The sequence below is a fragment of the Pseudomonas sp. NFACC13-1 genome (genome assembly GCF_900104425.1).
Lineage (GTDB): Bacteria > Pseudomonadota > Gammaproteobacteria > Pseudomonadales > Pseudomonadaceae > Aquipseudomonas > Aquipseudomonas fluorescens_AA.
On the sequence record NZ_FMXV01000005.1, the window covers coordinates 95949 to 119622 of the forward strand.

Annotated in this window: 16 protein-coding genes; 10 read left to right on the forward strand and 6 right to left on the reverse strand. The window is 63.9% G+C overall.

Going from position 1 to position 23674, the window contains the following annotated elements; translation table 11 throughout:
* Nucleotides 1–68: 68 nt before the first annotated feature.
* Nucleotides 69–5192: a dermonecrotic toxin domain-containing protein gene (locus tag BLQ55_RS08810; RefSeq protein WP_092253428.1), complete on the forward strand. Its 5124-nt coding sequence runs from the start codon at nucleotides 69–71 to the stop codon at nucleotides 5190–5192.
* On the opposite strand, the gene BLQ55_RS08815 is transcribed toward BLQ55_RS08810, so the two are convergent.
* Nucleotides 5161–6117 carry a class I SAM-dependent methyltransferase gene (locus BLQ55_RS08815; RefSeq protein WP_092199517.1) on the reverse strand — a complete coding sequence of 319 codons (957 nt, stop codon included), beginning with the start codon at nucleotides 6115–6117 and terminating at the stop codon, nucleotides 5161–5163. The genes BLQ55_RS08810 and BLQ55_RS08815 overlap by 32 nt on opposite strands.
* A gap of 86 nt (nucleotides 6118–6203) precedes the next feature.
* Nucleotides 6204–6887 carry a murein L,D-transpeptidase catalytic domain family protein gene (locus tag BLQ55_RS08820; RefSeq protein WP_170847579.1) on the reverse strand — a complete coding sequence of 228 codons (684 nt, stop codon included), beginning with the start codon at nucleotides 6885–6887 and terminating at the stop codon, nucleotides 6204–6206.
* A gap of 162 nt (nucleotides 6888–7049) precedes the next feature.
* Here BLQ55_RS08820 and BLQ55_RS08825 point away from each other — a divergent pair, with 162 nt between their 5' ends.
* On the forward strand, nucleotides 7050–8612 hold the full coding sequence (locus tag BLQ55_RS08825; protein WP_092253430.1) for a L,D-transpeptidase family protein: 1563 nt from the start codon (nucleotides 7050–7052) through the stop codon (nucleotides 8610–8612).
* A 2-nt stretch (nucleotides 8613–8614) separates the two neighbouring features.
* On the opposite strand, the gene BLQ55_RS08830 is transcribed toward BLQ55_RS08825, so the two are convergent.
* A complete protein-coding gene (locus BLQ55_RS08830) occupies nucleotides 8615–9244 on the reverse strand; it encodes an NAD(P)H-dependent oxidoreductase (RefSeq protein ID WP_092199526.1) in 630 nt (209 codons plus the stop codon).
* Between the two features lie 82 nt (nucleotides 9245–9326).
* On the opposite strand from BLQ55_RS08830, the gene BLQ55_RS08835 reads away from it, so the two are divergent.
* The 3 genes from BLQ55_RS08835 (at nucleotide 9327) to nirD (ending at nucleotide 13429) form a co-directional block, all read left to right on the forward strand.
* Nucleotides 9327–9950 carry a TetR/AcrR family transcriptional regulator gene (locus BLQ55_RS08835; protein WP_092253432.1) on the forward strand — a complete coding sequence of 208 codons (624 nt, stop codon included), beginning with the start codon at nucleotides 9327–9329 and terminating at the stop codon, nucleotides 9948–9950.
* A 531-nt stretch (nucleotides 9951–10481) separates the two neighbouring features.
* Nucleotides 10482–13043 carry a nitrite reductase large subunit NirB gene (gene nirB / locus BLQ55_RS08840; protein WP_092253434.1) on the forward strand — a complete coding sequence of 854 codons (2562 nt, stop codon included), beginning with the start codon at nucleotides 10482–10484 and terminating at the stop codon, nucleotides 13041–13043.
* Complete coding sequence (gene nirD, locus BLQ55_RS08845; RefSeq protein WP_092253436.1) at nucleotides 13043–13429, forward strand: nitrite reductase small subunit NirD; 387 nt, start codon at nucleotides 13043–13045, stop codon at nucleotides 13427–13429. Before nirB ends, nirD begins: the two co-directional genes overlap by 1 nt.
* 118 nt (nucleotides 13430–13547) lie before the next feature.
* On the opposite strand, the gene BLQ55_RS08850 is transcribed toward nirD, so the two are convergent.
* Together BLQ55_RS08850 and BLQ55_RS08855 are read right to left on the reverse strand one after the other, a co-directional pair.
* Nucleotides 13548–14585, reverse strand: coding sequence for an AraC family transcriptional regulator (locus tag BLQ55_RS08850; RefSeq protein WP_092199537.1), 1038 nt, complete (start codon nucleotides 14583–14585; stop codon nucleotides 13548–13550).
* Nucleotides 14582–15496: a GGDEF domain-containing protein gene (locus tag BLQ55_RS08855; RefSeq protein WP_092253437.1), complete on the reverse strand. Its 915-nt coding sequence runs from the start codon at nucleotides 15494–15496 to the stop codon at nucleotides 14582–14584. The genes BLQ55_RS08850 and BLQ55_RS08855 overlap by 4 nt, the downstream gene beginning before the upstream one ends.
* A 488-nt stretch (nucleotides 15497–15984) precedes the next feature.
* Here BLQ55_RS08855 and BLQ55_RS08860 point away from each other — a divergent pair, with 488 nt between their 5' ends.
* The 5 genes from BLQ55_RS08860 (at nucleotide 15985) to BLQ55_RS08880 (ending at nucleotide 22619) form a co-directional block, all read left to right on the forward strand.
* Complete coding sequence (locus tag BLQ55_RS08860) at nucleotides 15985–18513, forward strand: TonB-dependent receptor (RefSeq protein WP_092253439.1); 2529 nt, start codon at nucleotides 15985–15987, stop codon at nucleotides 18511–18513.
* Nucleotides 18514–18646: 133 nt separating this feature from the next.
* Nucleotides 18647–20572 carry a phytase gene (locus BLQ55_RS08865; protein ID WP_092253441.1) on the forward strand — a complete coding sequence of 642 codons (1926 nt, stop codon included), beginning with the start codon at nucleotides 18647–18649 and terminating at the stop codon, nucleotides 20570–20572.
* Between the two features lie 64 nt (nucleotides 20573–20636).
* Nucleotides 20637–21341, forward strand: a complete 705-nt coding sequence (tolQ, locus tag BLQ55_RS08870; protein WP_092199549.1) for a protein TolQ — start codon at nucleotides 20637–20639, stop codon at nucleotides 21339–21341.
* 13 nt (nucleotides 21342–21354) lie between these two features.
* The gene (gene tolR, locus BLQ55_RS08875; RefSeq protein WP_092253443.1) at nucleotides 21355–21801 is read left to right on the forward strand and encodes a protein TolR; all 447 of its coding nucleotides are present in this window, start codon (nucleotides 21355–21357) and stop codon (nucleotides 21799–21801) included.
* Nucleotides 21798–22619, forward strand: coding sequence for an energy transducer TonB (locus BLQ55_RS08880; RefSeq protein WP_092253445.1), 822 nt, complete (start codon nucleotides 21798–21800; stop codon nucleotides 22617–22619). The genes tolR and BLQ55_RS08880 overlap by 4 nt, the downstream gene beginning before the upstream one ends.
* A gap of 149 nt (nucleotides 22620–22768) precedes the next feature.
* Here the strand turns inward: BLQ55_RS08880 and BLQ55_RS08885 are convergent, their stop codons facing one another.
* Nucleotides 22769–23662 carry an AraC family transcriptional regulator gene (locus BLQ55_RS08885; protein WP_092253447.1) on the reverse strand — a complete coding sequence of 298 codons (894 nt, stop codon included), beginning with the start codon at nucleotides 23660–23662 and terminating at the stop codon, nucleotides 22769–22771.
* Between the last annotated feature and the right edge of the window lie 12 nt (nucleotides 23663–23674).

Below are 23674 nucleotides of genomic sequence, written 5' to 3' on the forward strand. Positions count from 1 at the left end.
GGGTTCGTGCCGGTCAAGCGTACGTCACCTGTCGAATACCCAATCGCCCCCAAGGATGGAGGTCCACCATGTCTACCCTCGATACCCATGTCGAGTTTATCCAGGCCAGGCTGCCCGCCTGGCTGAAACGAGCCCCACGGCCCCGGCAGGAGCGCTTCAGGGTGCTCACCCGGCAACTGCAACACGACAGCGATGCACTCAACGCATTGCTCAAGGACCTGCCCGCGCCCTATGCCTTTACCCTCGACCTGCTCAAGGAGCAGCCGCAGGTGCAAGGCTGGAGCCAGGTGAATGGCCGCGGCGATGCCGCGGATGCGCTACGTCGGGCAAGGGTCCGGCGCAGTTCGTTCGTCACGGACCCCGCGCTGTCGATCGTCGAGGCGGCCATGCGCAACTATCCTCCCGACGATGCAGTCACCGGCAGCGCGTTCGATCGAAAAGGCGAGCTTTTCATCAAGGGCAAGCCTGGGGAGTTCTATCGTTGGGGTGCCCCAGCGGACACCACGCCGCTGCCCATGACCCCGGCCAGCTTCGCTCGCCTGTGCCGCAGCGTGGATGTGGGCGGGGCTTATCGGCGCTCGCTCGAATGGCGGCTGCCGCGTATCGGCCGTCAAGTACCCATTGTCGCCACGGCTTACATGGCCTATGCACGCAGCCAGCTCGCCTATGACGCCTACGAGGCGAAGCTGGATGGACGCCTGGACAACACCGGTGAGCGTTTACTGGCCCATGTCGGCGTGCAGTTGGAAGATCGGCCCGTGGCGCCCCTGGCCTGCGAGGTCAAGGCGCTGGCGTTGCTGTCGGCGCCGTTGTTCGGCGCACGGGTGTACTGGGGACTGGAAGGAGATGCCAAGGGTGTTCGCCCGATCGTGCTGCACATGCCTCATGATGCAGTGGCACCGCTCAAGCAGTTTCCCAGCTTGCAGGCACTGTCGGCCGAGCTGACCGAGCGGGTCCGCAAACGCAGTTACCGCCAGACCCTGTTGCGTTATCTGCCGCTGCGTCTACAGGCCAGCCTGGGGTCGGCCCTGCACGATCAGGTGGAGTGGAAGGTCACGGACAACCTCAACCTCTTCCAGGAAATCCATGCCCGCATCACCGGTTGGCGCGAGGGTGAGCGAGGCGAGGACGACAACCCTCGACGCATCCGGATCCCCACGCCCAAGGTGGCCTGGGGACTGGATGAACTGCGCGAGGATCCCTGGCACTCCACCTACCATGAATGGCGCGGTCATACCTTGGCCAACGCCTCGGCATTGATGGTCCCGACCCGGGACCAGGACTGGCGGGCGCTGCTGGCACGCCTCGAATACTGGGAAAGCCTGGTCGAGCGTTCGCTGATGGTCGCCGCGACCTTTTTCCCGTTCTGCGCGCCCGTCGGCATGGTGGCCGCCGCGGTCGGCGGGGTGCGCCTGGTGTACGAAATCTTCGAAGGGATCCAGGCGTTCAATGAAGGGCATGCGCAAGAAGGTATCGAGCATATCTTCAACGCCTTGTTCGGGGTTGCCCAAGGCGCTTACCTGGGCTTCATTGGCGCCGCCATCGAGCCCATGCCGGTGGCTGACGGCACCACCCGGCTGTGGAATGGCGACGTGCGCTCCTTTGAAGCACAGCGCTTGCCTCCGGTGGAGGCCGAGCAGGACGCCTGGGGTGTCTGGCGCACCGCTGACGAGGCCTGGGTGCGGATCGAGGATCGTTACTTCGAAGTGCAAGGCACGCGGGACAAGGTGAATCTGCGCCTGCCTCCCGGGCATAGAGGCGTTGCCCCGCCGCTGGAATGGAACCGCACGCGAGGCTGGCAGTGGACGCACCGCAACCCCTTGCAGCGAAGTGGCCTGGAGCTGTTGCGAACCTTCCCCGAGACGCCCGTCGAACTCGACGACCCTACGATCCTGGCCGTGCAACGCCAGGTCGGTATCGGCGAAGCGCATCTGCGCTACCTGCAAGTGGAGGCGCGGCCGATGCCGGCCATATTGGCCGACGCCCTGGACGAGGCACGGAACTGGCAATGGGTGCGGCACACCATCGAACGCCTGCGGCGTGGCGAAGCACCACAAGGAACGCATTTTCGCATTGTCCAGACCCTCGTGGAGTTGCCGGGCTGGCCGGAAGACATGACCTTGCGCTACCACGATGGCATCAATCTGTACCCGGTAGGCGATACGGCCGACACCCGTTCCATCCTCCTGACCAAAACCGACCTGGCCCATGACGCTTGGGCCGCTCGCATCCTGGAAGGTCTGAGCAGCGACGAGCAGACCGTACTGCTGGGGCAAAGCAGTATCGGTTTGCAACCGCTGGAGCGAAGTCGTCTGTTGGCCGGCCGTTGGGCCGCACGCCTGGAGCGTGACGCCAGGCGGGTGACGATGGCCATGGGCAGGTCCACCCGGCTCGATCCGCTGGCAGTGCCCTTGGTCCAGGCATTCCCGAGCCTGCCTGAATCCATCGCCAACGAACTTGTGCGCGACGTGACGGGCGATGACCGGCTGCGTTTGCTCGAGGGGCGGGTGGCTGGGCAGCTCGGCAGGCAGGCGGCCGAAGCGTTGCGCGAGCTGCGCTTGAGCCGTGCGCTGCGCGCCCTGGAGCGTGGCGAAAGCAGCGTCGATCGGGATCGCATCGTCATGGGCCTGCTGGCGGATATGCCCAGGCTCCGCGGGCGTCTGCACCTGCGCCTGTGGTTGCGCGAGCTGGCGGATCCGGTCGGGCTGGGGGACGCCGGACCACTGAAGGTCATCCGCCAGGAAGGTGAACGGTATCGCCCCTTCGACGAAACCGGCGAAGAACTGGCGAACGCCGTGGCCCTGGAGGCGGCGCTGCTAAGGGCGATGCCGGATGAAGCGCGCAGCGCCCTGGGCCTGAACATCTGGGAGGCGGAGCGGCTGCGCAGCCAACTGCTGGCACAGGCCCTGGAAGACCGGCAAGCCCTGCGTCCGTACTTGGCGATGCGTCGCCTGGGCAGCCTCGGGTCTCGTCCGCAATGGCTGAACGGACACCTGGTTTACCCGCTCAGCGGCCGTGGCCGGCTGCCGTTGCAGGAATGGCAAGGCAGCACGCGTCAGCGCCTGGAGCGGCTCTATCCCGCCCACGCGGGCAATGCACTGGAACGGCTGCAGCTTGGCCTGACCGAACAGGCCGGGCTCGAGGGCATCAGCCTCAACGATGTGATCAACCGCCTGGAGCATGAATGGACCACCTTGGACGAGGGGCTGCGCCAATGGGTCGACCAGGAAGGCTTTCACCATCCCGCCGAACAGGTTCTGGACCGTGAGGCGCTCGTCGCGCAGCGCCAGGTCATCGCGAGGGAAATCCGCCGGGCCTGGCAACGCGCGCCTGACCCGGGCCGGGAGGGCGCAGAGCTGGTGCTGCGGATAGAGAACGTCAACATCGGAAGGCTGCCGCCCATTCCTGTTCGTTTCGAGCACATCGAATCGGTGGTGCTGGCCAACCTGGAGCTGGTCGAGGATCCTTCAGCCTTCCTGCGCATGTTCCCCGGCATCGAATCGCTGAACCTGCGAGGCAATCACCTCACCGCCGTCCCCGTAGCGGTAGGTGAGTTGCGGGCGCTGGTGGATCTGTCATTGGCTCGCAACCCGTTGCACTTGAACCCGGATGTGTTTGCCCCTCTGCTGGGCGATGATCCCACGATCCCGTTATGGACCCTGGACGTGTCCGGGATCAGCAGCGGCGCGGCTTCGGGCACCAACGCCGAGGTGCTTGCCGCCATTGGCAGCCTGGCCTCGCTACCGTCCCTGCGTGAAGTCATCTGGACCGACAACCTGGATTTCACGCCCGAGCAGTTGCAGGCCCTGACGGCCACGTTGCCTGACCTGCGGGCGCTGAACCTGGCGCGCTGTGGCTTGCGGCTGGACGAGGAGGGCAGCGCCTTCCTGCGCAGCGCCACTGCTTTGCAGGAACTGCGCCTGAGTGGAAACAACTGCCGGGACCTGCCGGAGCTCCCCGAGCTTGCAAACCTGATGACGCTGGAGCTGGGCAGGACCGGCCTGGATCGGGTGCCCTCGTTGGCCTTGGCGGTGCTGGCCAGGCATTCCGATGTGTTCATCTCCGATACGTTCGTCGTCGATCTCAGCGGCAACCGTATCACCTCTATCCAGGATGACCTGCTCCCTGCGCTCAACCGTTTGCCGAGCCTTGACACACTTGGGGTCTGGCTTGATGACAATCCCTTGCCCAGCGCCCAGATCAATGCCCTGCGCAATGTGTTTCCCGAGGCGTTTCACTACACCGTCGACGAGTGGCTCTATATTTCCGCCTCGCTCCAAAGGGCGCTGGAGGTCGCCCGTGACGATCCCGGGATGCGGGGTTTCATCGATTGGTTTTCTGGCCGCGTCCGCGAAGCCGACGAGGATTCCCCAGCCGGGCTGGCGTTTGGCGTTCGCCAGAGGGCCGGGGCCGTTCTGCAGCACTTCATCGGTGATGGAAACGTTTATGGCCGCCTGCCCACCTTGATTGGCGATTTCGATGTGCAACTTCGCCAACTGCGCACGCGTTTGCAAATCCGCAGTCATGATCGGCAGCAGCCGGACATCGGCGAGCTGGAGGTGCACTTCACGATGTTCGAGTCGGTGATGCGTGCACGACTGGCCCGGGACGGGGCGCCGTTCGCGAGTTTCCTGGCCGAACACCTCTCCCATTGGGACTTCGCGCTGATGGATCGCTATATCGATCCCTTGCAACGCCATGCACAGATGAGCCGGGAGGCATTCATAGAATGGCTCAGCGACGCCCAGGATACGTTCAATAGCAACGATCAAACCCCACGTACCGGCGAGATGACCTGGCGGCCTTACCTGGGGTTGATGTCCCGCGACTGGCCCGAAGGATTGGCGATCTGGGAAACGGTCGATGACGACCTGGTGAATGCCTTCAGCGAGCCCATCGATCCGTCCCGCTGGCCCCAGGTCATGCTGGATAACCTGGTCCTGCCGGACCCCGAATTACCCAGCCCGTTGGAGCCGGTCACCGAAGGCGAGCGGATCGTCTGGCGTCGCGCGGGACTCGAAGCCGTCGCCGATGTGGATTGGAGGGGCGGCCAGCCGGTGACGCTCAACGAGGATCAGTTGCGTCGCACCATGGCCATCTACCGCTCGGTCAAGAGCCGGGAGGTCGAGGCCTTGGTGCGCCGGGTGACCAGGAGCCTGGTTACCGCCTGGTGGCCGGTGCTGCCGCTTTGAAGATCAGCGCCTTCAGGCCACATTGCACGTCGGCATCGGGAAACTCCGGTGGGTTGGCCAGGCGCTGCTCGAACCTCAGGCCGGGGGCTTCGCGGGTGACCCCGTCGATGAGGAAGTCCGGGCCGGTGGCCGGGTCATTGCTGCAGGCCAGGACCGTGCCGTCTGCCGTCAGCAGTTCCGGCAGGCGGCGCAGGACCCGCTGGTAGTCCTTGGTCAGCAGGAAGCTGCCTTTCTGGAAGGTCGGCGGGTCGATGATCACCAGGTCGTACGGCCCGCTATTGATCACCTTGCCCCAGGATTTGAACAGGTCATGCCCGAGGAAACTCACCTGGCCAAGGTCGTGGCCGTTCAGGCGATGGTTGTCACGGCCTCGACTCAGGGCCGCCCGCGACATGTCCAGGTTGACCACATGCCGCGCACCGCCGGCGATGGCCGCCACCGAGAAACCGCAGGTGTAGGCGAACAGGTTCAGTACCCGCTTGCCACTGGCGTTGGCCCGCACCCAGTCGCGACCGTAGCGCATGTCGAGGAACAGGCCGTTGTTCTGTTTCTTGCCCAAGTCGATCCGATAGCGCAGGCCACCTTCGGTCAGGGTCCATTCGTCGATGGGGTCGCCCACCAGCCATTGGGTGAGGCTCTGGGGCAGGTAGCGGTGCTGCACGGCAAGCGTATGGGCGCCGCTGTCTTTCCAGGCGGGCGAGGCGGCGAGGGCGAGCAGCATGGCCATCAGGTCATCCAACTGCGCCGGCTCCGGTTCCTTGAACAACGAAACCAGCACAATCCCTTGCAGCCAGTCGACGGTGATCTGCTCCAACCCCGGCCAGCAACGGCCGCGACCATGGAACAAACGGCGGGTTTCTTCCGGCGGGGACGCCAGGGCTGTCAGCAAATGGGTCTGCAGGTCATGTAGAACTTGAGGGGTCATCAGGCAAGGCCAGCGATTCGAAAGGCCGGCATTTTAACCTGCGGCGAGGCAGCTTGCTCCCGCTCAGTTACGCAGCGACGGCCTGTTCAGCCACCGCTGGTAGCCAGAATGCTCGCCACCTGTTGCGGCTGGCAGTTGAGATAGGCCGAACGCTTGAGCCAGCCCGGGTCCGGGTACCAGGAAAACATGAATTGGCCGCCCTTGAGCTTGTCGATCACCTGCCGCGCCACTTGCGGGCGCACCGCCGGGCAACCCTGGCTGCGGCCGATACGCCCCTGGCGCACGCTCCACAGCGGATTCACGTAGTCGGCGGCATGGATCACGATCGCCCGGTCACGGGCCTGGTCATTGAAGCCCGGTTCGAGGCCGTCCATGCGCAGTGAATAGCCGTGGGTGCCCTGGTAGCTTTCCTGGGTACGGAACAGGCCCAGGCTCGACTGATAGCTGCCCAGGCGATTGGAGAATTGCGTGGCGAAATTTTCCCCGGATTTCTGCCCATGAGCCACCAGGTCGCGCAGCACCAGTTTTTTCTGGCGCAAGTCGAAGATCCACAAACGCCGGGCCGTGGACGGTTGCGAGTAGTCGATCACCGCCAGGTGACGGGCTTGGCCGGCGCCATTGGCGACCGCGCATTGCATGGCGCTCAAGGCACTTTTGAGCGCCAGGGGATTGAGTTCCGGCGCTGCCTGGGCGAGGCTGTGGTAAAGCGTCTGCGGCTTTGCCTTTTTTTCGGCCAGTGCCGGGCTGCAAATGATGCCCAGGCCCAGCATGACCAGGCAGAGTCGGCGCAAAAGGCCCGACACAGGCGAAGGGGTTCCAACGTGGTGTTCGTTCGCGGCATCCCGTCCGATTTTGTTTGTCTGCATGATGGCGGGTCGTACCTGTCGCAAAATTCACCGTCAACGAGACGGCCATGGATTGGAGTAAAGCAGTTGTTCAAAAAGTCCGCATGTTACCTGAGCCTTTTATTGCTCACTGCGCCATTGGTCGCCACAGCCGAAGACAGCGATCCGGCACTGGTGCAGACCACCCTGGCGCAATTGGCGGTCGCATGCCCGGACATCGCGGTGGGTGTCGACTTTCCGACGCTGCTCGATTTGCACGCGTTCTATCAGCAAAACGCAGGCCAGGAAGTCTGGTCGGACGACGAACGACGGGGGGCGTTGCAGGTCCAGTTGCAACAGCTTGCCGATGACGGCCTGGATCCCGCGCGCTATGGCTTGCCGGGCGAGGGGGCAACCCAAGGCCCTCATTGTGCCGATATCGCCATCAGCCGGCGCTACCTGCAAGCCTTGCATGACCTGCGTTTCGGCTACCTGCCGCAAGACCGGCTGGAACCGGTGTGGAAGGCCAACCCACCGCCACAGAACCACCCGGCCGTGGTGCTGGCCATCGCCGGGCTGGGCCTGCAGAACCTGGCCGACGCTTTTGAACAGGCACGGCCGAACCTGGACCTCTACCGCAACCTGCGCGGCCTCTATGCCCGGCTGCGGCAACAGCCTTTGGCCGAATGGCAAGCGGTGCCGGGCGGGCCGTTGCTGCAACCGGACAAACAGGACGCCCGCGTACCCGCCCTGGCCCAACGACTGTTCAACGAGGGATATCTGAGTACGCCGCCGCAGGTGAGCGACGAGCACTACAGCCCCATGCTGGTGGAGGCGATGAAGAGCTTCCAGGCCCAGCATTCGTTGCAGGCCGATGGCGTGGTGGGGCCGTGGACCGTCACCGAACTGAACATCAGCCCGGCCATGCGCCGCGAGCAGTTGCGCATCAACCTGGAGCGCATGCGCTGGCTGGCCCAGGACGTGGAGACCGACAGCGTCCTGGTCAACGTGGCGGCGGCGCAGTTGACGGTTTACCAGGGCGGCGCGCCGGTCTGGCAAACCCGCACCCAGGTGGGCCGTGCGCAACGGCAGACGCCGCTGCTCAAATCCCACGTCACCCGGCTGACACTCAACCCGACCTGGACCATTCCGCCGACCATCATGCGCGAAGACAAACTGCCCGAGATCCGCCGCGATCCGGAGTTTCTCAGCCGTCACAACCTGCGGATCCTCGATGGCGATGGCCTGCCGTTGCTGGCGGAAGATATCGACTGGGAGCACCCGGGCAACCTCATGCTGCGTCAGGATCCAGGTCCGAAGAACCCGTTGGGCAAAATGGCGATCCGTTTTCCCAATCCGTTTTCGGTGTACCTGCATGACACACCGAGCCAGGCGTTGTTCAGCAAAGGGCCACGGGCCTTCAGTTCAGGCTGCGTGCGGATCGAGCAAGTGATGCACCTGCGCGACCTGCTGGTAAGCCCGGCCGAACGCGCACGCACCGACACGTTGCTGGCCAGTGAGTCGACCCACGAGTTCAGGCTGGCCCGGCCCGTGCCGATCCTGCTGGGCTACTGGACAGCACAAGCGGACAGCCAGGGCCAGGCGGTGTACGTCCCGGATATCTATGGGCGTGACGCGACGCTGTCGGCCGCCCGTGGACGTGCGCTCTGAGCTCAGGCGCATGCGGTCGCGGGCGCCTGGGTGGTTTCGTCGAGCGTTGCGAATAACCGTTGGCCGATAACGCCGGCGGCCTGCAAATGCTGTTGCGGATCGGCGGTTTCCGAGTCGAGCAAACGCTGGGAACTCACTACCCGGGCGCCGCAATAACCGAAAATGCCATGGTCGATCTGCGTGGTCATCGCCTCGCCGTAGCCGTGGCGTTGGAAGCTGTCGGCATCGGCGCCACCGACTTCCACCAAATGAACCCGCAAGTGCCGCAGCTTCTGGATGAACGGCTTGTCGAGGCTGAAATCAAACGCCCAGCCGTTGGAGAACACCCGGTCGATCCAGCCCTTGAGCAGTGCCGGCATGGACCACCAATAAATCGGATAGACCAGCACCAACGCGTCGGCACGGTCGATTCTGGCTTGCTCGGCCAGCACATCCGCTGGCGGCAAGGCCTCGCGGTGGTGCACGGCGTGGTCGGCGAAGCTGAAGCGCGGATCGAAGCCTTCGGCAGCCAGGTCGGCGATCTCGAACGTATCGGCAGGGTTGGCGCGGGTGATGCCCTCGGCGATTTTCCCGGCCAGGCTGTGGGTGAGGGAGCGCGGATCATGGTGAGCCACAACGATGAGTGCATGCATGGCGAAACTCCTTCTGGTCACGAGGTCTTGATGACAGGTATGCTTAAGTTACGCTTAGTAAGTTACGGTTGGTAAAGTTAGCATGTCAAGCACTGACGAACATTCGCAGGCTTCACCTCGGCGTCGTTTATCCCGGCACGACCGGCAGCGCCAATTGCTGGATGTCGCCTGGCGACTGGTGCGGGAGGAGGGCAGCGACGCCCTGACCCTGGCCCGGCTGGCGGACCAGGCGGGGGTGACCAAACCCATCGTCTACAACCACTTCATTACCCGATCTGGGCTGCTGGCGGCGCTTTACCAGGATTTCGATGCCCGTCAGACCGCACGGATGGAGGCGGCCCTGGATGCCAGTGACGCCACCTTGCAAAGCCGGGCGGCGGTGATCGCTTCTTCCTACGTCGAATGCGTGTTGTTGCAAGGCCGAGAGATTCCGGGGGTGATTGCAGCGTTGACCAGTTCGCCGGAGCTGGAACGTATCAAGCGCGAATACGAGGGTATTTTTCTCGACAAATGCCGCGCGGTGCTGGAGCCGTTCGCCGGCACGAAGGGCATCACCCAGGCCGGTTTGCGGGCGATGCTGGGAGCGGCGGAAGCACTGTCCAATGCCGCCGCCACCGGGGAAATCAGCGCTGACGAGGCGAAGGAAGAGTTGTTGGTCAGTATCGTGGCGATGGTGGCCAGGACCGCCGATAACCCTTCAAGCTGACCCACCGCTATCGCGAGCAAGCTCGCTCCCACAGAGGGTTGGGCTCAACCGCAACTCCCCCTGTGGGAGCGAGCTTGCTCGCGATGACGGTCTGACGGTGAACGACGGGTGCGAACGGCTGCACTTTTATGAAGCCGCGGGCGGAGTGATCGCACCATCGCAAGGCAGTTGGCGGTGCCTGCGAAACGCCGCAGGGGCTGGTCAGCTTGCGGTGGCTGGGCTGACGGTTCGGCAGCCAGGCCCGCTCCCACAGGGGGGCGTCGGCGAATGCGAGGTTGTGGATACAGTCGCGGATAAGGTTTGGCACGCTCGCTGCAAGAGGTTATTCAGGCCCACCGCGAACACAGCCGAGTGGGCAGCCCCGTCGGTCAACGAAGATCGAGCGCCAACAGGCCGGGGGACAACGGTAGGTCAGGGCGCAGTCGCCGGACCGATACCGCACAGAACAGGCAAAGACGCCTGGAACCGCAAGGTTTCAGGCGTCTTTTTTTTGCTTTCAAAATCGTGATGGGCTTTTGTCGGGTGCTTTTTATGAATTCCAACGTTGCTTCTCTGAACAAGCTGCAAACGCTGATCGTGATCGGCAATGGCATGGTCGGCCATCACTGCGTTGAGCAACTGATCGAACGCGGTGCCCTCAATCATTACCACGTGCATGTGTTCAGCGAAGAGCCGATGCGTGCCTACGACCGCGTGCACTTGTCCGAATACTTCTCCGGGCGTGATGCCGAGTCCCTGGCCCTGGGCGAAGCGTCGTTGTACCAGACCCCCGGCGTCACGTTGCACCTGGGCGTTCCCGTGCTGGAAATCGACCGCCAGGCGCGCCAGGTCGTCACTGCTCGGGAGCGCCTCAGCTACGACAAACTGGTGCTCGCCACCGGTTCCTACCCGTTTGTGCCGCCGATCCAGGGCGCCGAGGGGGATTCTTGCCTGGTCTACCGCACCCTTGAAGACCTGGATGCGATCCGCGCCGCTGCCAGCCATGCCCGCCGCGGCGTGGTGGTCGGTGGCGGCCTGCTGGGCCTGGAGGCGGCCAATGCCCTCAAGACCCTGGGCCTGGAAGCCCATGTGGTGGAATTCGCGCCACGGCTGATGCCGGTGCAGTTGGACACCCAGGGCGGCTTGGCCCTCAAGGCGCGCATTGAAAGCCTGGGCGTCGGCGTGCACCTGTCCAAGGGCACCCAGTCCATCAGCGCCGGCGAGCAGTACCGTTATCGGATGAATTTCGGCGACGACGATTTCCTGGAAACGGACCTCATCGTGTTTTCCGCCGGTATCCGCGCCCAGGATGCCCTGGCGCGCCAGAGCGACCTGCAGATCGGCCCGCGCGGTGGCGTGGTGATCGACGATCATTGCCAGAGCAGCGATCCGGACATCTACGCCATCGGCGAATGCGCAGCCTGGAACGGCAGCATTTTCGGCCTGGTCGCGCCGGGCTACCAGATGGCCCGCAACGTCGCGGCCCGGCTGTGCGGCGAAAGCGCTGAAGCCTTCACCGGCGCCGACATGTCCACCAAGCTCAAGTTGCTGGGCGTGGACGTCGGCTCCATCGGCGATGCCCATGGCAACACTCCAGGTTCGCGCAGCTTCCAGTTCATCGACGAAACCAGCGCCAGCTACCGGCGGCTGGTGGTGGACGCCACCGGCAAGCGCGTGATCGGCGCGGTGCTGGTGGGGGACAACAGCTACTACGACACCTTGCTGCAATACATGCAGAACGGCATCGCCTTGCCCAAGGATGCCGCCAGCCTGATCCTGCCATCGTCCGAAGGCGCCCCGACCCTGGGCCCGGCGGCGTTGCCCGAAACCGCGACGATTTGCTCGTGCCACAACGTGACCAAGGGCTCGATCTGCTCGGCCATCGACGGCGGCTGTACCGATCTCGGCCAGCTCAAGTGCGACACCAAGGCCGGTACCGGTTGCGGTGGTTGCGCGGCCCTGGTCAAGCAAGTGTTCGAGCACGAATTGATTGCCCGTGGCGTCAGCGTCGACAAGAGCCTGTGCGAACACTTCGCCTACACCCGCCAGGCGTTGTATGCGCTGGTGCGCGTTGAAGGCATCATCAGTTTCGAAGAACTGCTGGCCAAGCACGGTCGTGGTCACACCGGCTGCGACCTGTGCAAGCCGGCGGTGGGCTCGATCCTGGCGTCGTGCTGGAACCAGCCGATCATGGACCCGTCCCTGGTAGCGCTGCAGGACACCAACGACACCTTCATGGCGAACATGCAGAAAAACGGCACCTACTCGGTGGTGCCGCGCATCGCCGGTGGGGAAATCACCGCCGACAAACTCATCGCCATCGGCGTGGTCGCGAAGAAATACGACCTCTACACCAAGATCACCGGCGGCCAGCGCATCGACCTGTTCGGCGCCCAGTTGCACCAGTTGCCGGACATCTGGGCCGAGCTGATCGAAGCCGGTTTCGAAACCGGCCATGCCTACGGCAAATCCACCCGTACGGTGAAATCCTGCGTGGGCAGTACCTGGTGCCGCTACGGCGTGCAGGACAGTGTGCAGATGGCCCTGACCCTCGAAGATCGCTACAAAGGCCTGCGCTCGCCGCACAAGCTCAAGTTCGCCGTGTCCGGTTGCACCCGCGAGTGCGCCGAGGCCCAGGGCAAGGACATCGGCGTGATCGCCACCGAGAAGGGCTGGAACCTCTACGTGGCCGGCAACGGCGGCATGCGTCCCCGTCACGCCGAGCTGTTCGCCACGGACCTGGATGACGCCACGCTGATCCGCTACATCGATCGTTTCCTGATGTTCTACATCCGCACCGCCGACAAGCTGCAACGCACCTCGGTCTGGCGCGAAAGCCTGGAAGGTGGCCTGGACTACCTCAAAGACGTGATCATCGACGACAGCCTCGGCCTGGGCGCCGAGCTTGAAGCCCAGATGCAACTGGTGGTCGACCGCTACGAATGCGAATGGGCCAACGCCTTGAAGGACCCGGACAAACTCAAGCGTTTCCGCACCTTCGTCAACGACAAGCGCGGCGATCCGGACGTTCACTTCGTCCGCGAGCGCGGCCAGCGTCGACCGGTTCACGCCCATGAACTCCACCTGATTCCCGTTACCGAGGAGGTGCTCTGATGAGCCAATCAAACGTCGTTCGTATGCCCGCCCGCGATGTCGCCCAGGAGCCCTTGCAGTGGCGCGCCCTGTGCAGCCGCGCCGACCTGGTGCCGAACTCCGGCGTGGTCGCCTGGCACGACGGCAGCCAAGTGGCGTTGCTCTATCTGCCGGAACATGAGGACAAGCCGCTGTACGCCATCGACAACCGCGACCCCAAGTCCGGTGCGAACGTCATCGGCCGCGGCCTGCTGGGCAGCATCAAGGGTGAGCTGGTGATTGCCTCGCCGATGTACAAGCAGCATTTCCGCCTGGAAGACGGGCATTGCCTGGAATATCCGGAGCAAAGCCTGCGGGTGTGGCCGGTGCGTTTGAATGGCGATGTGGTGGAGATTGGCGAAGACTGATCCGTGAGTTGAAAGCTGAATGAAAACCTGTGGGAGCGAGCTTGCTCGCGATAGCGGTGCATCAGTCGTCAACCTGCTGCTGATCCAACGCTATCGCGAGCAAGCTCGCTCCCACAGTTCAGCCCAGCATCAGCAACTGCCGGATCAGATTCGGCGTGCTGCCGGTCCAGCGCTTGAACGAGCGACGGAAGTTCGCCGTATCGTTGAAGCGCAGGTACTGCGCCACTTCCTCGTTGCTGAACCCCTTGACCTGGTACAGATACAACGCCACGTGGGTGTGCACCCGGTCGACCTGTTGCTGGAACCCGGTGTGGTGCTTGTGCAACTTGCGCTTGAGGGTCGCCGGGCTCATGGCGAAGGCCTGGGCGGTCTGTTCCAGGCTTGGCGTCTGCTGCACATGGGCGTGCAGGTAGTCGTAGAGGCAATCCAGGAAACTTGACGCGAAGCCCAGTTGGTCGAGCTGGTCCCGGGCTTCGATCCGCGCCACCTGGCCAGCGGTGGCCGACACGTTGGGCCACGGCTGGGCGAGGCAGTGGCGGGGCAGGCGCATCAGGTCCAGGGGACGGTCGAATTGTGTGTGCTCGCCCAGGTGCACCCAATACTGCTCGACGTAACGCGGCTCGCTGTGGCGGAAACTGCACTGCCAGGGCAGGCGTTCACCGCTGAGCCAGGCGCTCATCGCCACCATCGAGGTCATGCTCGCCTCCAGCACGAAGCGCCATTGTTCCCCGGCGCCGCAGCTGTCCAGCCAATGGACATAGGCGTAGTGCTCGTCCAGCAACAGGCGCGGGGCTGCCAACGGGCTGAGCAGCGCCTGCTGGTCGATCAGGCTTTGCAAGGCCTGATGCAGATTCTGCGCGTGGCGCAAGGCGTGGCTCGCGGGTCCGTAGTGACCGGGCAACAGCCGCTGGCCAAACAGGAAACTGCTGTCGCTGGCATCCAGCAGGCGCCGGCTGTTGTCGATCAGGCCGAGGAATTGCTGCGGGCTGATGCGGCTCTGTCCGGCGAGGATATCGTCATGGAACAGTCCGGTGCCGCGCAGGAGGCGATGGCTGTCGATGTCCCGCGACAGCGCCAGGTCAATCAGCGCGGCTGGCTGATAGTGCCCCGGAATGAAGCGGCTGTCGGTTTCGTACCAGCAGGTCTTGAGCGTCATGCGCTTTTCGCCAGCGTGGTCCGGGACTGGGCCAGTGCCAGGTTCAGGCGTTTGAGCAAAGCGTCGGGGGCTTCGTCGAACGCCATCACCACCGCCGTGCTGGCGGCCAGTTGCAAGCGCTCGCTGTGTTGCCGGGTCTTGTGGGCCAGGCTGCGCACCGCGATTTCCAGCTCCAGGGCCAGGCGCCGGGCCTGGCTCTCGCCGGTGTCGGGCAGCAGCACCACGAAGCGATCGCCGGCCAGGCGGCACAGCAGGTCCTGGCGACGCAGGTTCAAGACCAGCAACTGACTGATCGCCTGCAACACCGCGTCGCCTTCGCCGTGGCCGAAGCGTTGGTTGATGGCGGTGAAGTTGTCCAGGTCCAGGGCCAGCAACGACAGTGGCTGCTGGCGGCGCCGAGTGTCTTCCAGGCTGGCGGACAGTTCGTGTTTGAGAAAGTCGGCGCCCCCCAACGGCGTGAGCTTGTCGAACAGGCGGTGCTCACGGAACAGTCGCTCGCGCTTCTCCATTTGCCCGTTGATCGCCAGCTGTTCGCGGTGCCAGTGATAGATGCCGAGGGTCAGCAGGATCATGCCCACCGGCATGGGCCCGGACTCGAGCCAGTGATCCCAGGTGATGCTGTCGGGCAAACGGATGAATTCGTCGAGGCAGTCGATCCACCAGGAAAAGAAGATGCAGCCCAGGCCCAGGACCAGGTAGTTGGTCACCCGCCCGGCCGGGCGGCTTTTCAATACCAGCCCCAGCCAGACCAGCGCCAGCAGCGCCGAGCCACCTTCGCCGAGAATATCCAGCCAGACCCATTCGGCAATGGGTTTGAGCTCGCCGCTGGCCAAATGCAGGATCAGCCCGAGGTTGGCCGCCAGCAGAAGCAGGGCGAGTTTGAAGCGGTGCGGGCGAAGCACGGAGAACATGGCCGAAGTCCTTTGCCAGAAGCGGAATGCGGCCCAGCACAGCAGATGGATGTGACAGTGCGGTGACGGCGGGTGATGGGGTGGGGGAGGTCGAATCAGCTCATCGGTCATTCGTTTTTTTTGCGACAACACGGCCCCTATGGCGAGGGAGCTTGCTCCCGCTCGACTCTGTAGGAGCTGGCGAAGCCTGCGATCTTTTGATTTTTCGCTTGAGACTCAAGTGATTGGGGAAAGATCGCAGCCTCGTTGCACTCGACAGCTCCTACGAGCGCGCCCCAGCGGGAGCAAGCTCCCTCGCCACGGCGTTTCCGAGCCTGGTTCCAGCAGGTCATTTCAGCTCATTCCGGCTCGCCAACCCCGCTAAATCAGCCGATTTCAGCCCCTCCAGCCAACCCCTGTCACAGAACCGTCATTCCCCACCCCTAGCGTGCCCTCCCAGTTGCCGGGCCACTGCCTGGCGGATTTCCGGATTCCTGGGGAGGATCACCATGTACCACCGCACAAGCACCGCCGGGCTCGTCGGTTTCACCTTCACCGCGTTGGCGATGGCCATTGCCAGCGAACGACTGAGTGCCGCCGAGCAAGCGGCCGGCGCCACTGAACACGTTGAAGTGGTCGGCCAGGCGGCGAGTATCGACCAGGCCCTCAAGGAGCAGCGCAGCGCCGACAGCATCAAGAGCGTGGTGCATGCCGACGGCGTGGCGCAGCTGCCGGATGAAAACGTCGCCGAAGCGGTGCAGCGCCTGCCCGGTGTCAGCGTCGAGCGCGACCAGGGCGAAGGCCGGTTTGTCAGCGTGCGTGGCCTGGGGCCGGACCTCAACAGCGTGACCATCAACGGCACCCTGGTGCCGGCTCCGGAAAGCGAGCGTCGCGCCGTTGCCCTGGATGTGTTGCCCTCGGAACTGGTGCAGTCGTTGTCGGTGATCAAGACCCTGACGCCGGACATGGACGCCAACTCCCTGGGCGGTACGGTGGATGTGAAAAGCCTCTCGGCCTTCGACCACAAGGGGCTGTTCTACACCGGCAGCAGCGAAGCCAGCTATGACAAGAACACCCGCCAGACCAGCCCGAAATTCTCCGGCGCCATCAGCGACCGTTTCAGCCTTGGCGATGGTATCGACAACTTCGGCGTGGCCGCGGCGCTGAGCTGGCAGAAGCGCGACTTCGGTTCGGACAACGTCGAAACCGGCGGTGCCTGGGATTTCGCGCAGGGTTCACGCCTCGAAGAGTTCGAACAGCGCGACTACGACATCCGCCGCGAGCGGGCCGGTGGCGGCTTGAACTTCGACTACAAACCCGATGACTTCAGCAGCTATTACCTGCGCACGCTGTACAGCCGCTACAAGGACAGCGAAACCCGCAACGCCGCCAGCATCGCCTTCGAAGACCCGCAGGCCGCCGGGCAACTGGGGGACGCCGAGGGCGAGCGCAAGCTCAAGCAACGTGAAGAGACCCAGGAAATCCAATCCTACGTACTCGGTGGCGAGCGTCTGTTCGGTCTCTGGACCCTGAGTGGCCAGGGCGGCTATAGCCAATCCAGCGAAGACAGCCCCGGCCATATTGCCGGGGCCACCTTCGAAGGCATCGATGGTTTCAACGGTGGTTTCTACGACAACGACAAGCCGCGGCCGATCATCGGCTCGGGGTTCTACGATCCGGCCAACTTCAGCCTCGACAAGGTGGACTGGGAAGCGCAGAAGACCACCGACACCGAGAAAAACCTGCGCCTGGACCTGGCCCGGGACTACGACTTCAGCGGCTATGCGTCCCAGGTCAAGTTCGGTGGCAAAGTCAGCCGGCGGGACAAGGACAACGACCTGGACGCCTGGGTCTACGAGGATTTCGACGACCTGGGTTTCACCGACGAGCAATTGAACCTCGGGCAGTTCCGGAAAGGCAGCGTGGACTACCGTCTCGGTCGCTTCGGTCCGGGCATCAGCGCCGATGCGATCAAACGGTTGCTGGGCGGCCTGAACCGCGACGAGTTTTTCGACGAGCAAGAATCGCGAGTCAACGATTTCAAGATGAGCGAGGACATCAATGCCGCGTACCTGATGAACACCGTCGACATCGATGACTGGCGCTTCATCGCTGGCATGCGCTACGAAGGTACCGAATTCGACGCCAAGGGCACCGGCGCCACTGACGGCGTCTTCACCGATACCGAAACCCGTCGCAAGTATCACCACTGGTTGCCGGGCCTGCACGCGCGCTACCAATTGGACAAGAACACCCAGGTGCGTGCGGCCTGGACCAAGTCCGTGGTGCGTCCAACCTTCGGGCAATTGGCGCCAGGTTTTGTCATCGACGATGACGAGGCCACTTTCGGCAACCCGGAACTCAAGCCGCTGGAATCGAGCAACCTGGACCTGGGTATCGAGCATTTCATGGGCCACGCCGGCACGGTCTCGGCCTTTGTGTTCTACAAGGACATCAAGCATTTCGTCTACAACACCGACCTGGCCGGTACGGGTGCCTGGACCGACTTTTCAGAAGCCCACAGCTACGCCAACGGCGACAGCGCCAAGCTGTATGGCCTGGAATTGGCCTACTCGCAAAAGTTCGACTGGCTGCCGGCCCCCTGGAACGGGCTGCTGTTGGGGGCCAATACCACCTTCAGCCGTTCGGACGCCGAGATCGAGGGTTTCGACCAGGCCAGCGGTACCCAGCGCAAGCGCAGCATCGACCTGCCGAACCAGTCGGACACGGTCGGCAACCTGATGCTGGGTTGGGAAAACGACAAGCTGAGCCTGCGGCTGTCGGCCAACTACAAGTCAGCGTACTTGTTCGAACTGGCGTCCATCGGCGACCGCGACCATGACCTGCACGTAGATGCCCAGACCTTCGTCGATTTCAGCGCGCGTTACTCGCTGACCAAGAACCTGCAAGTCAGCCTCGAAGCCCAGAACCTCACCGACGAGTCGTATTTCGTCTACACCGGCCACCGCTCCTATAACGGCCAGTACGAAGAGTACGGCCCGACGTACAAGCTGGGGCTGACCTTTACCCATTTCTGATTCGCGAACCTGATCACTTGTGGCAAGAGGATTTGGCTGTGGGAGCAAGCTTTGCTCCCACAGATGAATTCCCTGGCAATAGAAGTGAGCAACAAGCCCGTTTGAGTCTGACTGAACGACAAGGATTTTCCCGTTGAACACGATGTTTTCCTTACCCAAGCGCTGCCTACTGGCGATGGCGCTCAGCCTGGCATCAGCCGTCGCCCTGGCAGCTGCTTCAGCGCCCAAGCTAAAGCTGCAACCCTGGTCTCAAGCCGAACAACGGTCGATCAACGCCCTGGCATTCCTGCCTGGTCCTTCGACGACCGAGCGACTGGCCAGTGCCCGCGAGGGCCTGTTCTTGCTCGATGCCCAGGGTCGCGAACTGACGCGCCTGAAGGGCACCTTCGAAGGTGTCGATAGCCGGGCCCAGGGCGCGAACGTGCTGGTCGCCAGCCTCGACAGCGAGCGCCAGCAAGCCGTAGTCGTTAGCCTCGACCCACAAGGCCGCCAGTGGGGCACGCCGCTGTACCTGCCCACGCGCGAGTTCCCGGTAAACGGCCTGTGCCTGTACCGCGACGAGGCGAGCAACCTGTTCGTGTTTCTGGTGGGGGAAGAGGGCAAGGGCGAGCAATGGCTGGTGGGCGCCGGCGAGCAGTTGGGCGCGACCGCCCAACGGGTGCGTGGCTTGCCTCTGCCGCCGGACGCCAAGACCTGCCAAGTGCAGGACGCCAGCCAGCAGTTGTTCGTCAACGAAGAGCGGATCGGCTGGTGGGCCTACCCGGCATCCTCCGAGGCTGAGACCGTGCGGGTGCCCGTGGCGATGCGTGCGCCGTTCGGCGACATCCAGCAGGCGGCCGGCGCCTTGGCGGTATTGCCCGGTGGGGTGTTGGGCCTCGATCCAGAGGCTGTGCAGTTGCACCTGTATGAGCAGGACGGCAAAGGCTGGACACCCCGCGCCACGTTGTCGCTGCCGGGCCTGAAGGAACCGGAAAGCCTGGCGGCACGCCGGACGAAAACCGGTATCGAGGTGCTGCTGCGCGACGATGACGACGGGCGCCTGTATCAGGGAGAACTCGACTGGCAACCCACGCCCATGCCCTTGCCGCCGGTACTGCCCACGGTGGCTGCCATCGCCCAGAGCGAGCCGGTGGCCCGCCAGGGCGACGCCGCGGATGACCCGGCGATCTGGGTGCATCCGACCACGCCGGGCTTGAGCCGGGTGCTGGGCACCAACAAAAAGCAAGGCCTGCTGGCCTATGACCTGCAAGGAAAGTTGCTGCAGGAGCTGCCGGTCGGGCGCCTGAACAACGTCGATGTGCGGGCGAACTTCAAACTGGGCACGCAAACCGTCGATCTGGCGGTGGCCAGCAACCGTGATCGCAACAGCTTGAGCCTGTTCAGCATCGACCGCGCCAGTGGCGAGTTGCGCGAAGCGGGGGAGATTGCGACGCCATTGAAGGACATCTACGGCATCTGCCTGTTCCAGCCCGCCGAAGGTGAGCTGTACGCCTTCGCCAACGGCAAGGACGGGCGCTTTGTGCAATACCGCCTGAGTGCGCCGGACGGCGTGGTGCACGGCCAGTTGGTGCGCCAGTTCAGCGTCGACAGCCAGCCCGAAGGCTGCGTGGCCGATGAGCAGCGCCAGCGCTTGTTTCTCGGAGAGGAGGACGTGGGTGTCTGGACGATGGATGCCCGGGCCGACCAGCCGGCGACCTTGAGCAGTGTGATCAAGGTTGGCCCGTCGTTGCACGCTGACGTCGAGGGCATGGCCTTGTACCAGGCCAAGGGCCGCGACTACCTGGTGATCTCCAGCCAAGGCAACGACAGCTACCTGGTGCTCGACGCCGAGCCTCCGTTCGCCGTACGGGGCGCGTTCCGGGTCGGCCTGAACGCGGCTGCGGGCATTGATGGCGCGTCGGAGACCGATGGCCTGGAGGTGACCTCGGTGAACCTCGGCGGGCCCTGGAGCCAGGGCATGCTGGTGGTCCAGGACGGCCGCAAGCGCATGCCCGAACAGACCCAGAACTTCAAGTTCGTGCCCTGGGCCGACGTGGCGAAAGCCCTGCGTCTGCCTTGAGCGGCACGGTCATCAACCGGTCACGAACATTTCATCGAATAGCAGCCAGACAGGAGTTCTACCCATGCAAGCCACTTTGGAACACATGACGATCTGGGGGCTGATCAGCGACGCGAGTCTGCTGGTCAAGGCGGTCATGCTCACCTTGCTGCTGGCCTCGCTTTTGAGCTGGTACCTGATCATCCAGCGCAGTGCCGTGCTGCAACGCAACGAGCGCCAGCTCAACGGTTTCATGCAACGTTTTCGCAGCACCCAGGACCTGTTGCCCCTGTACCGGGAACACGCACACATACGTGAGGACGAGGGCGTCACGCCGATTTTCCAGGCAGGCTTGCTGGCCTTCACTCAACTCAACCAGCCTGCCTGCACGCCCGAGGTGGTGCTCGAAGGTGTCGAGCGTTCGCTGCAGGTGGCGATCAGCGAACAGGAAGTGCACTTGGAGAAAGGTTTGCAGTTTCTCGCGACCGTCGGTTCGGTCAGCCCTTACATCGGCTTGTTCGGCACGGTCTGGGGGATCATGAATGCGTTCCTCGGCCTGTCCCAGGTGCAACAGGCCAGCCTTTCCACCGTAGCGCCAGGCATTGCAGAAGCGCTGATCGCCACGGCCATCGGTTTGTTCGCGGCGATCCCGGCGGTGATTGCCTATAACCGTTTTGCCGCCCGCGGCCAGACCCTGCTGACCCGTTACTACGGGTTTGGCAACGAACTGCAGGCGCGTCTGCACCGCAAGCTGCACGGCGCCCCGGTGAACCTGGCCTCGGCCGCTTGAAAGGAGAGGACAGATGCTCGTCAAGCCACAACGCAAGCACGGTCCCAAGGCCGAAATGAACGTGGTGCCGTACATCGACGTGATGTTGGTGCTGCTGGTGATTTTCATGGTCACCGCGCCGATGCTGACCCAGGGCGTGAAGATCGAATTACCCAAGGTCGCGAGCGAAGCGCTGGCCACCGACGGTCGCCAGCAAATCCTCACCCTGTCGGTAAAGGCCGAAGGCGGTTACTACTGGAACCTGGGCGGTGAGCTGGACACCCGCCACCAGACCGACAGCGCCGTGGACCTGGAGCAGATGCGCGTCAAGGTGGCGCAGGTCGTGGCCGAGCGCAGCGACACCCAGGTGTACATCCGTGCCGATGATCATGCCGATTACGGCCGAGTCGTCGCGGCCATGGCTGCGTTGCAGCAGGGTGGCGTGAGCAACCTGGGGCTGGTGACCGAGGCGCCGCAATGACGGCGATGATCATGCACAGTCCCTTCATGAGCGTACCCGCGTTGAGCCGCCCCGGTTTGTGGAGAAACAGCCTGGCGGCGGGACTGGCCGTGGCTCTGCACGTCGCGATAGCCGCGTTGTTGGTGTTGGGGTGGAACGTGGAGAAGCCCGCCGCCGAGACGCCACGGGTGTTGCGTACGCAACTGGTGATGTTGCCGGCCGCACCGGTGCCCGAAGCGCCTGCACCGGCGGCTGTCATCCCTGTTGCACCACCGGTGGTCGAACCCGCGCCGCCACCCGTGCAAGCGCCACTTCCTGTCCCCACCAAGCCGCTTGTCGACCCGCGAGTCCAGGCGCAGAAGCTGGAACAGGCGGCGCTGGCCCGCAAACGGGTCGAGGAGCAAAAACGCGAGCAACAGGCGCAACAGCAGCAGCGCGAACGCCTGGAAAGTGAGCGGCTCAGGCAAGACGCCGAGCAGCAAGCAGCCGAACAACAGCGCCAGGCCCGGCAGGCCCAAGCACTCGCCGAGCAACGCCACGCCGAGCAGGCGCGCCAGGCCGCCGCCGACAGCCGCAGCTATCAGCCCCTGAGCAAGCAAGCCCCGGACTATCCGCAACGAGCCCTGGACAAGGGCCTGGAAGGCGATTGCACCGTGGAGTACAGCGTGACGCCGGACGGGCGGATCGACAGTCCCAAGGTGATCGACGGCTGCCACCCGCTGTTCATCCGCCCATCCCTGGCCGCGGCCCAGACGTTCCGTTATCAGCCGCGAATCATCGATGGCAAGGCGGTGCCGGTGCCGGCGGTGCGCAATACCTTTCATTACCGGATCAAATGAAGACAGGCCTGGCAGGAAATGCCTGTGGGCGAGCTTGCTCGCGATAGCGGTGGACCCGTTGCCATCAATGTTGACTGGCCTGGCCCTATCGCGAGCAAGCTCGCTCCCACAGGGGTTGTGTGCGGCCACATTGTGGCGCCATCAGGCCTTTACTTGCGGTAATGACTCGGCGCCACGCCCAGTTCGCGACGGAATACCTGGGAGAAGTGACTGGCGCTGCCATAGCCGACCTCCAGGCCGATATCGATGATGCTGCGCTCGGTTTCGATCAGCAGTTGCCGGGCCCGGGCCATTCTCAGCTGGATGAAGTACTGCGAGGGCGAACGCCCGGTGGCGCGCTTGAACAGGCGGCTGAAGTGATATTCGCTCAGCCCGATGGCCCGGGCCAGGTCACCAAGGTTGAAGGGTTCGGCCAGGTGTTGCTCCATTAACTGGATCACCCGTTTGAGCTTGAAGGCGGGCAGGGCGTTGCGGCCGGACATGTCCTCGGCCCCGGCATCCACATAATGCCGTGCCAGGTGCACCGCCAGGCATTGCGCCACGCCCTGGACCAGCAAGGCACTGGTTTCACCGCGTCGGGTCAGTTCCATCCGGATCTGCTCCAGCAAGGCCGAGAGTACTTCATCCCGCCCGCCTGAGACTTCCCGCAGTTGGATCGCGCCGCCGCCAGCTTCGGCGATGGCGCGCTCCAGCAACGCCAGGCCCAGATACACGTGCATGACCACGAACGGCTCAGGGCTGGTCACTTGCCAGCGCATCTCATAAGGCACAGGGGAGGTGGTCAGGAAAAAATCCCCGCGGCCCACGGTATTCGCGTCCCACGGCTCGTGGGCGGTGCGCTCCTCGACAATGGCTTGCCCGGACAACACCCAGACCAGTAACGGCTCGGCCACCGCTGGCACGACGATGTGGGCTTCGCAACGCTCGCGGACAAAGATCTCCACCAGGATCTCCTTGCTCGATACTCCGTCGGAGGTGGCCAGGCGTTCGCCGCGAATGTGCCCTTGCAGGCCGTTTGCCGATGTTCGTTCGGTGACTTCCATGCTTCGATGGCC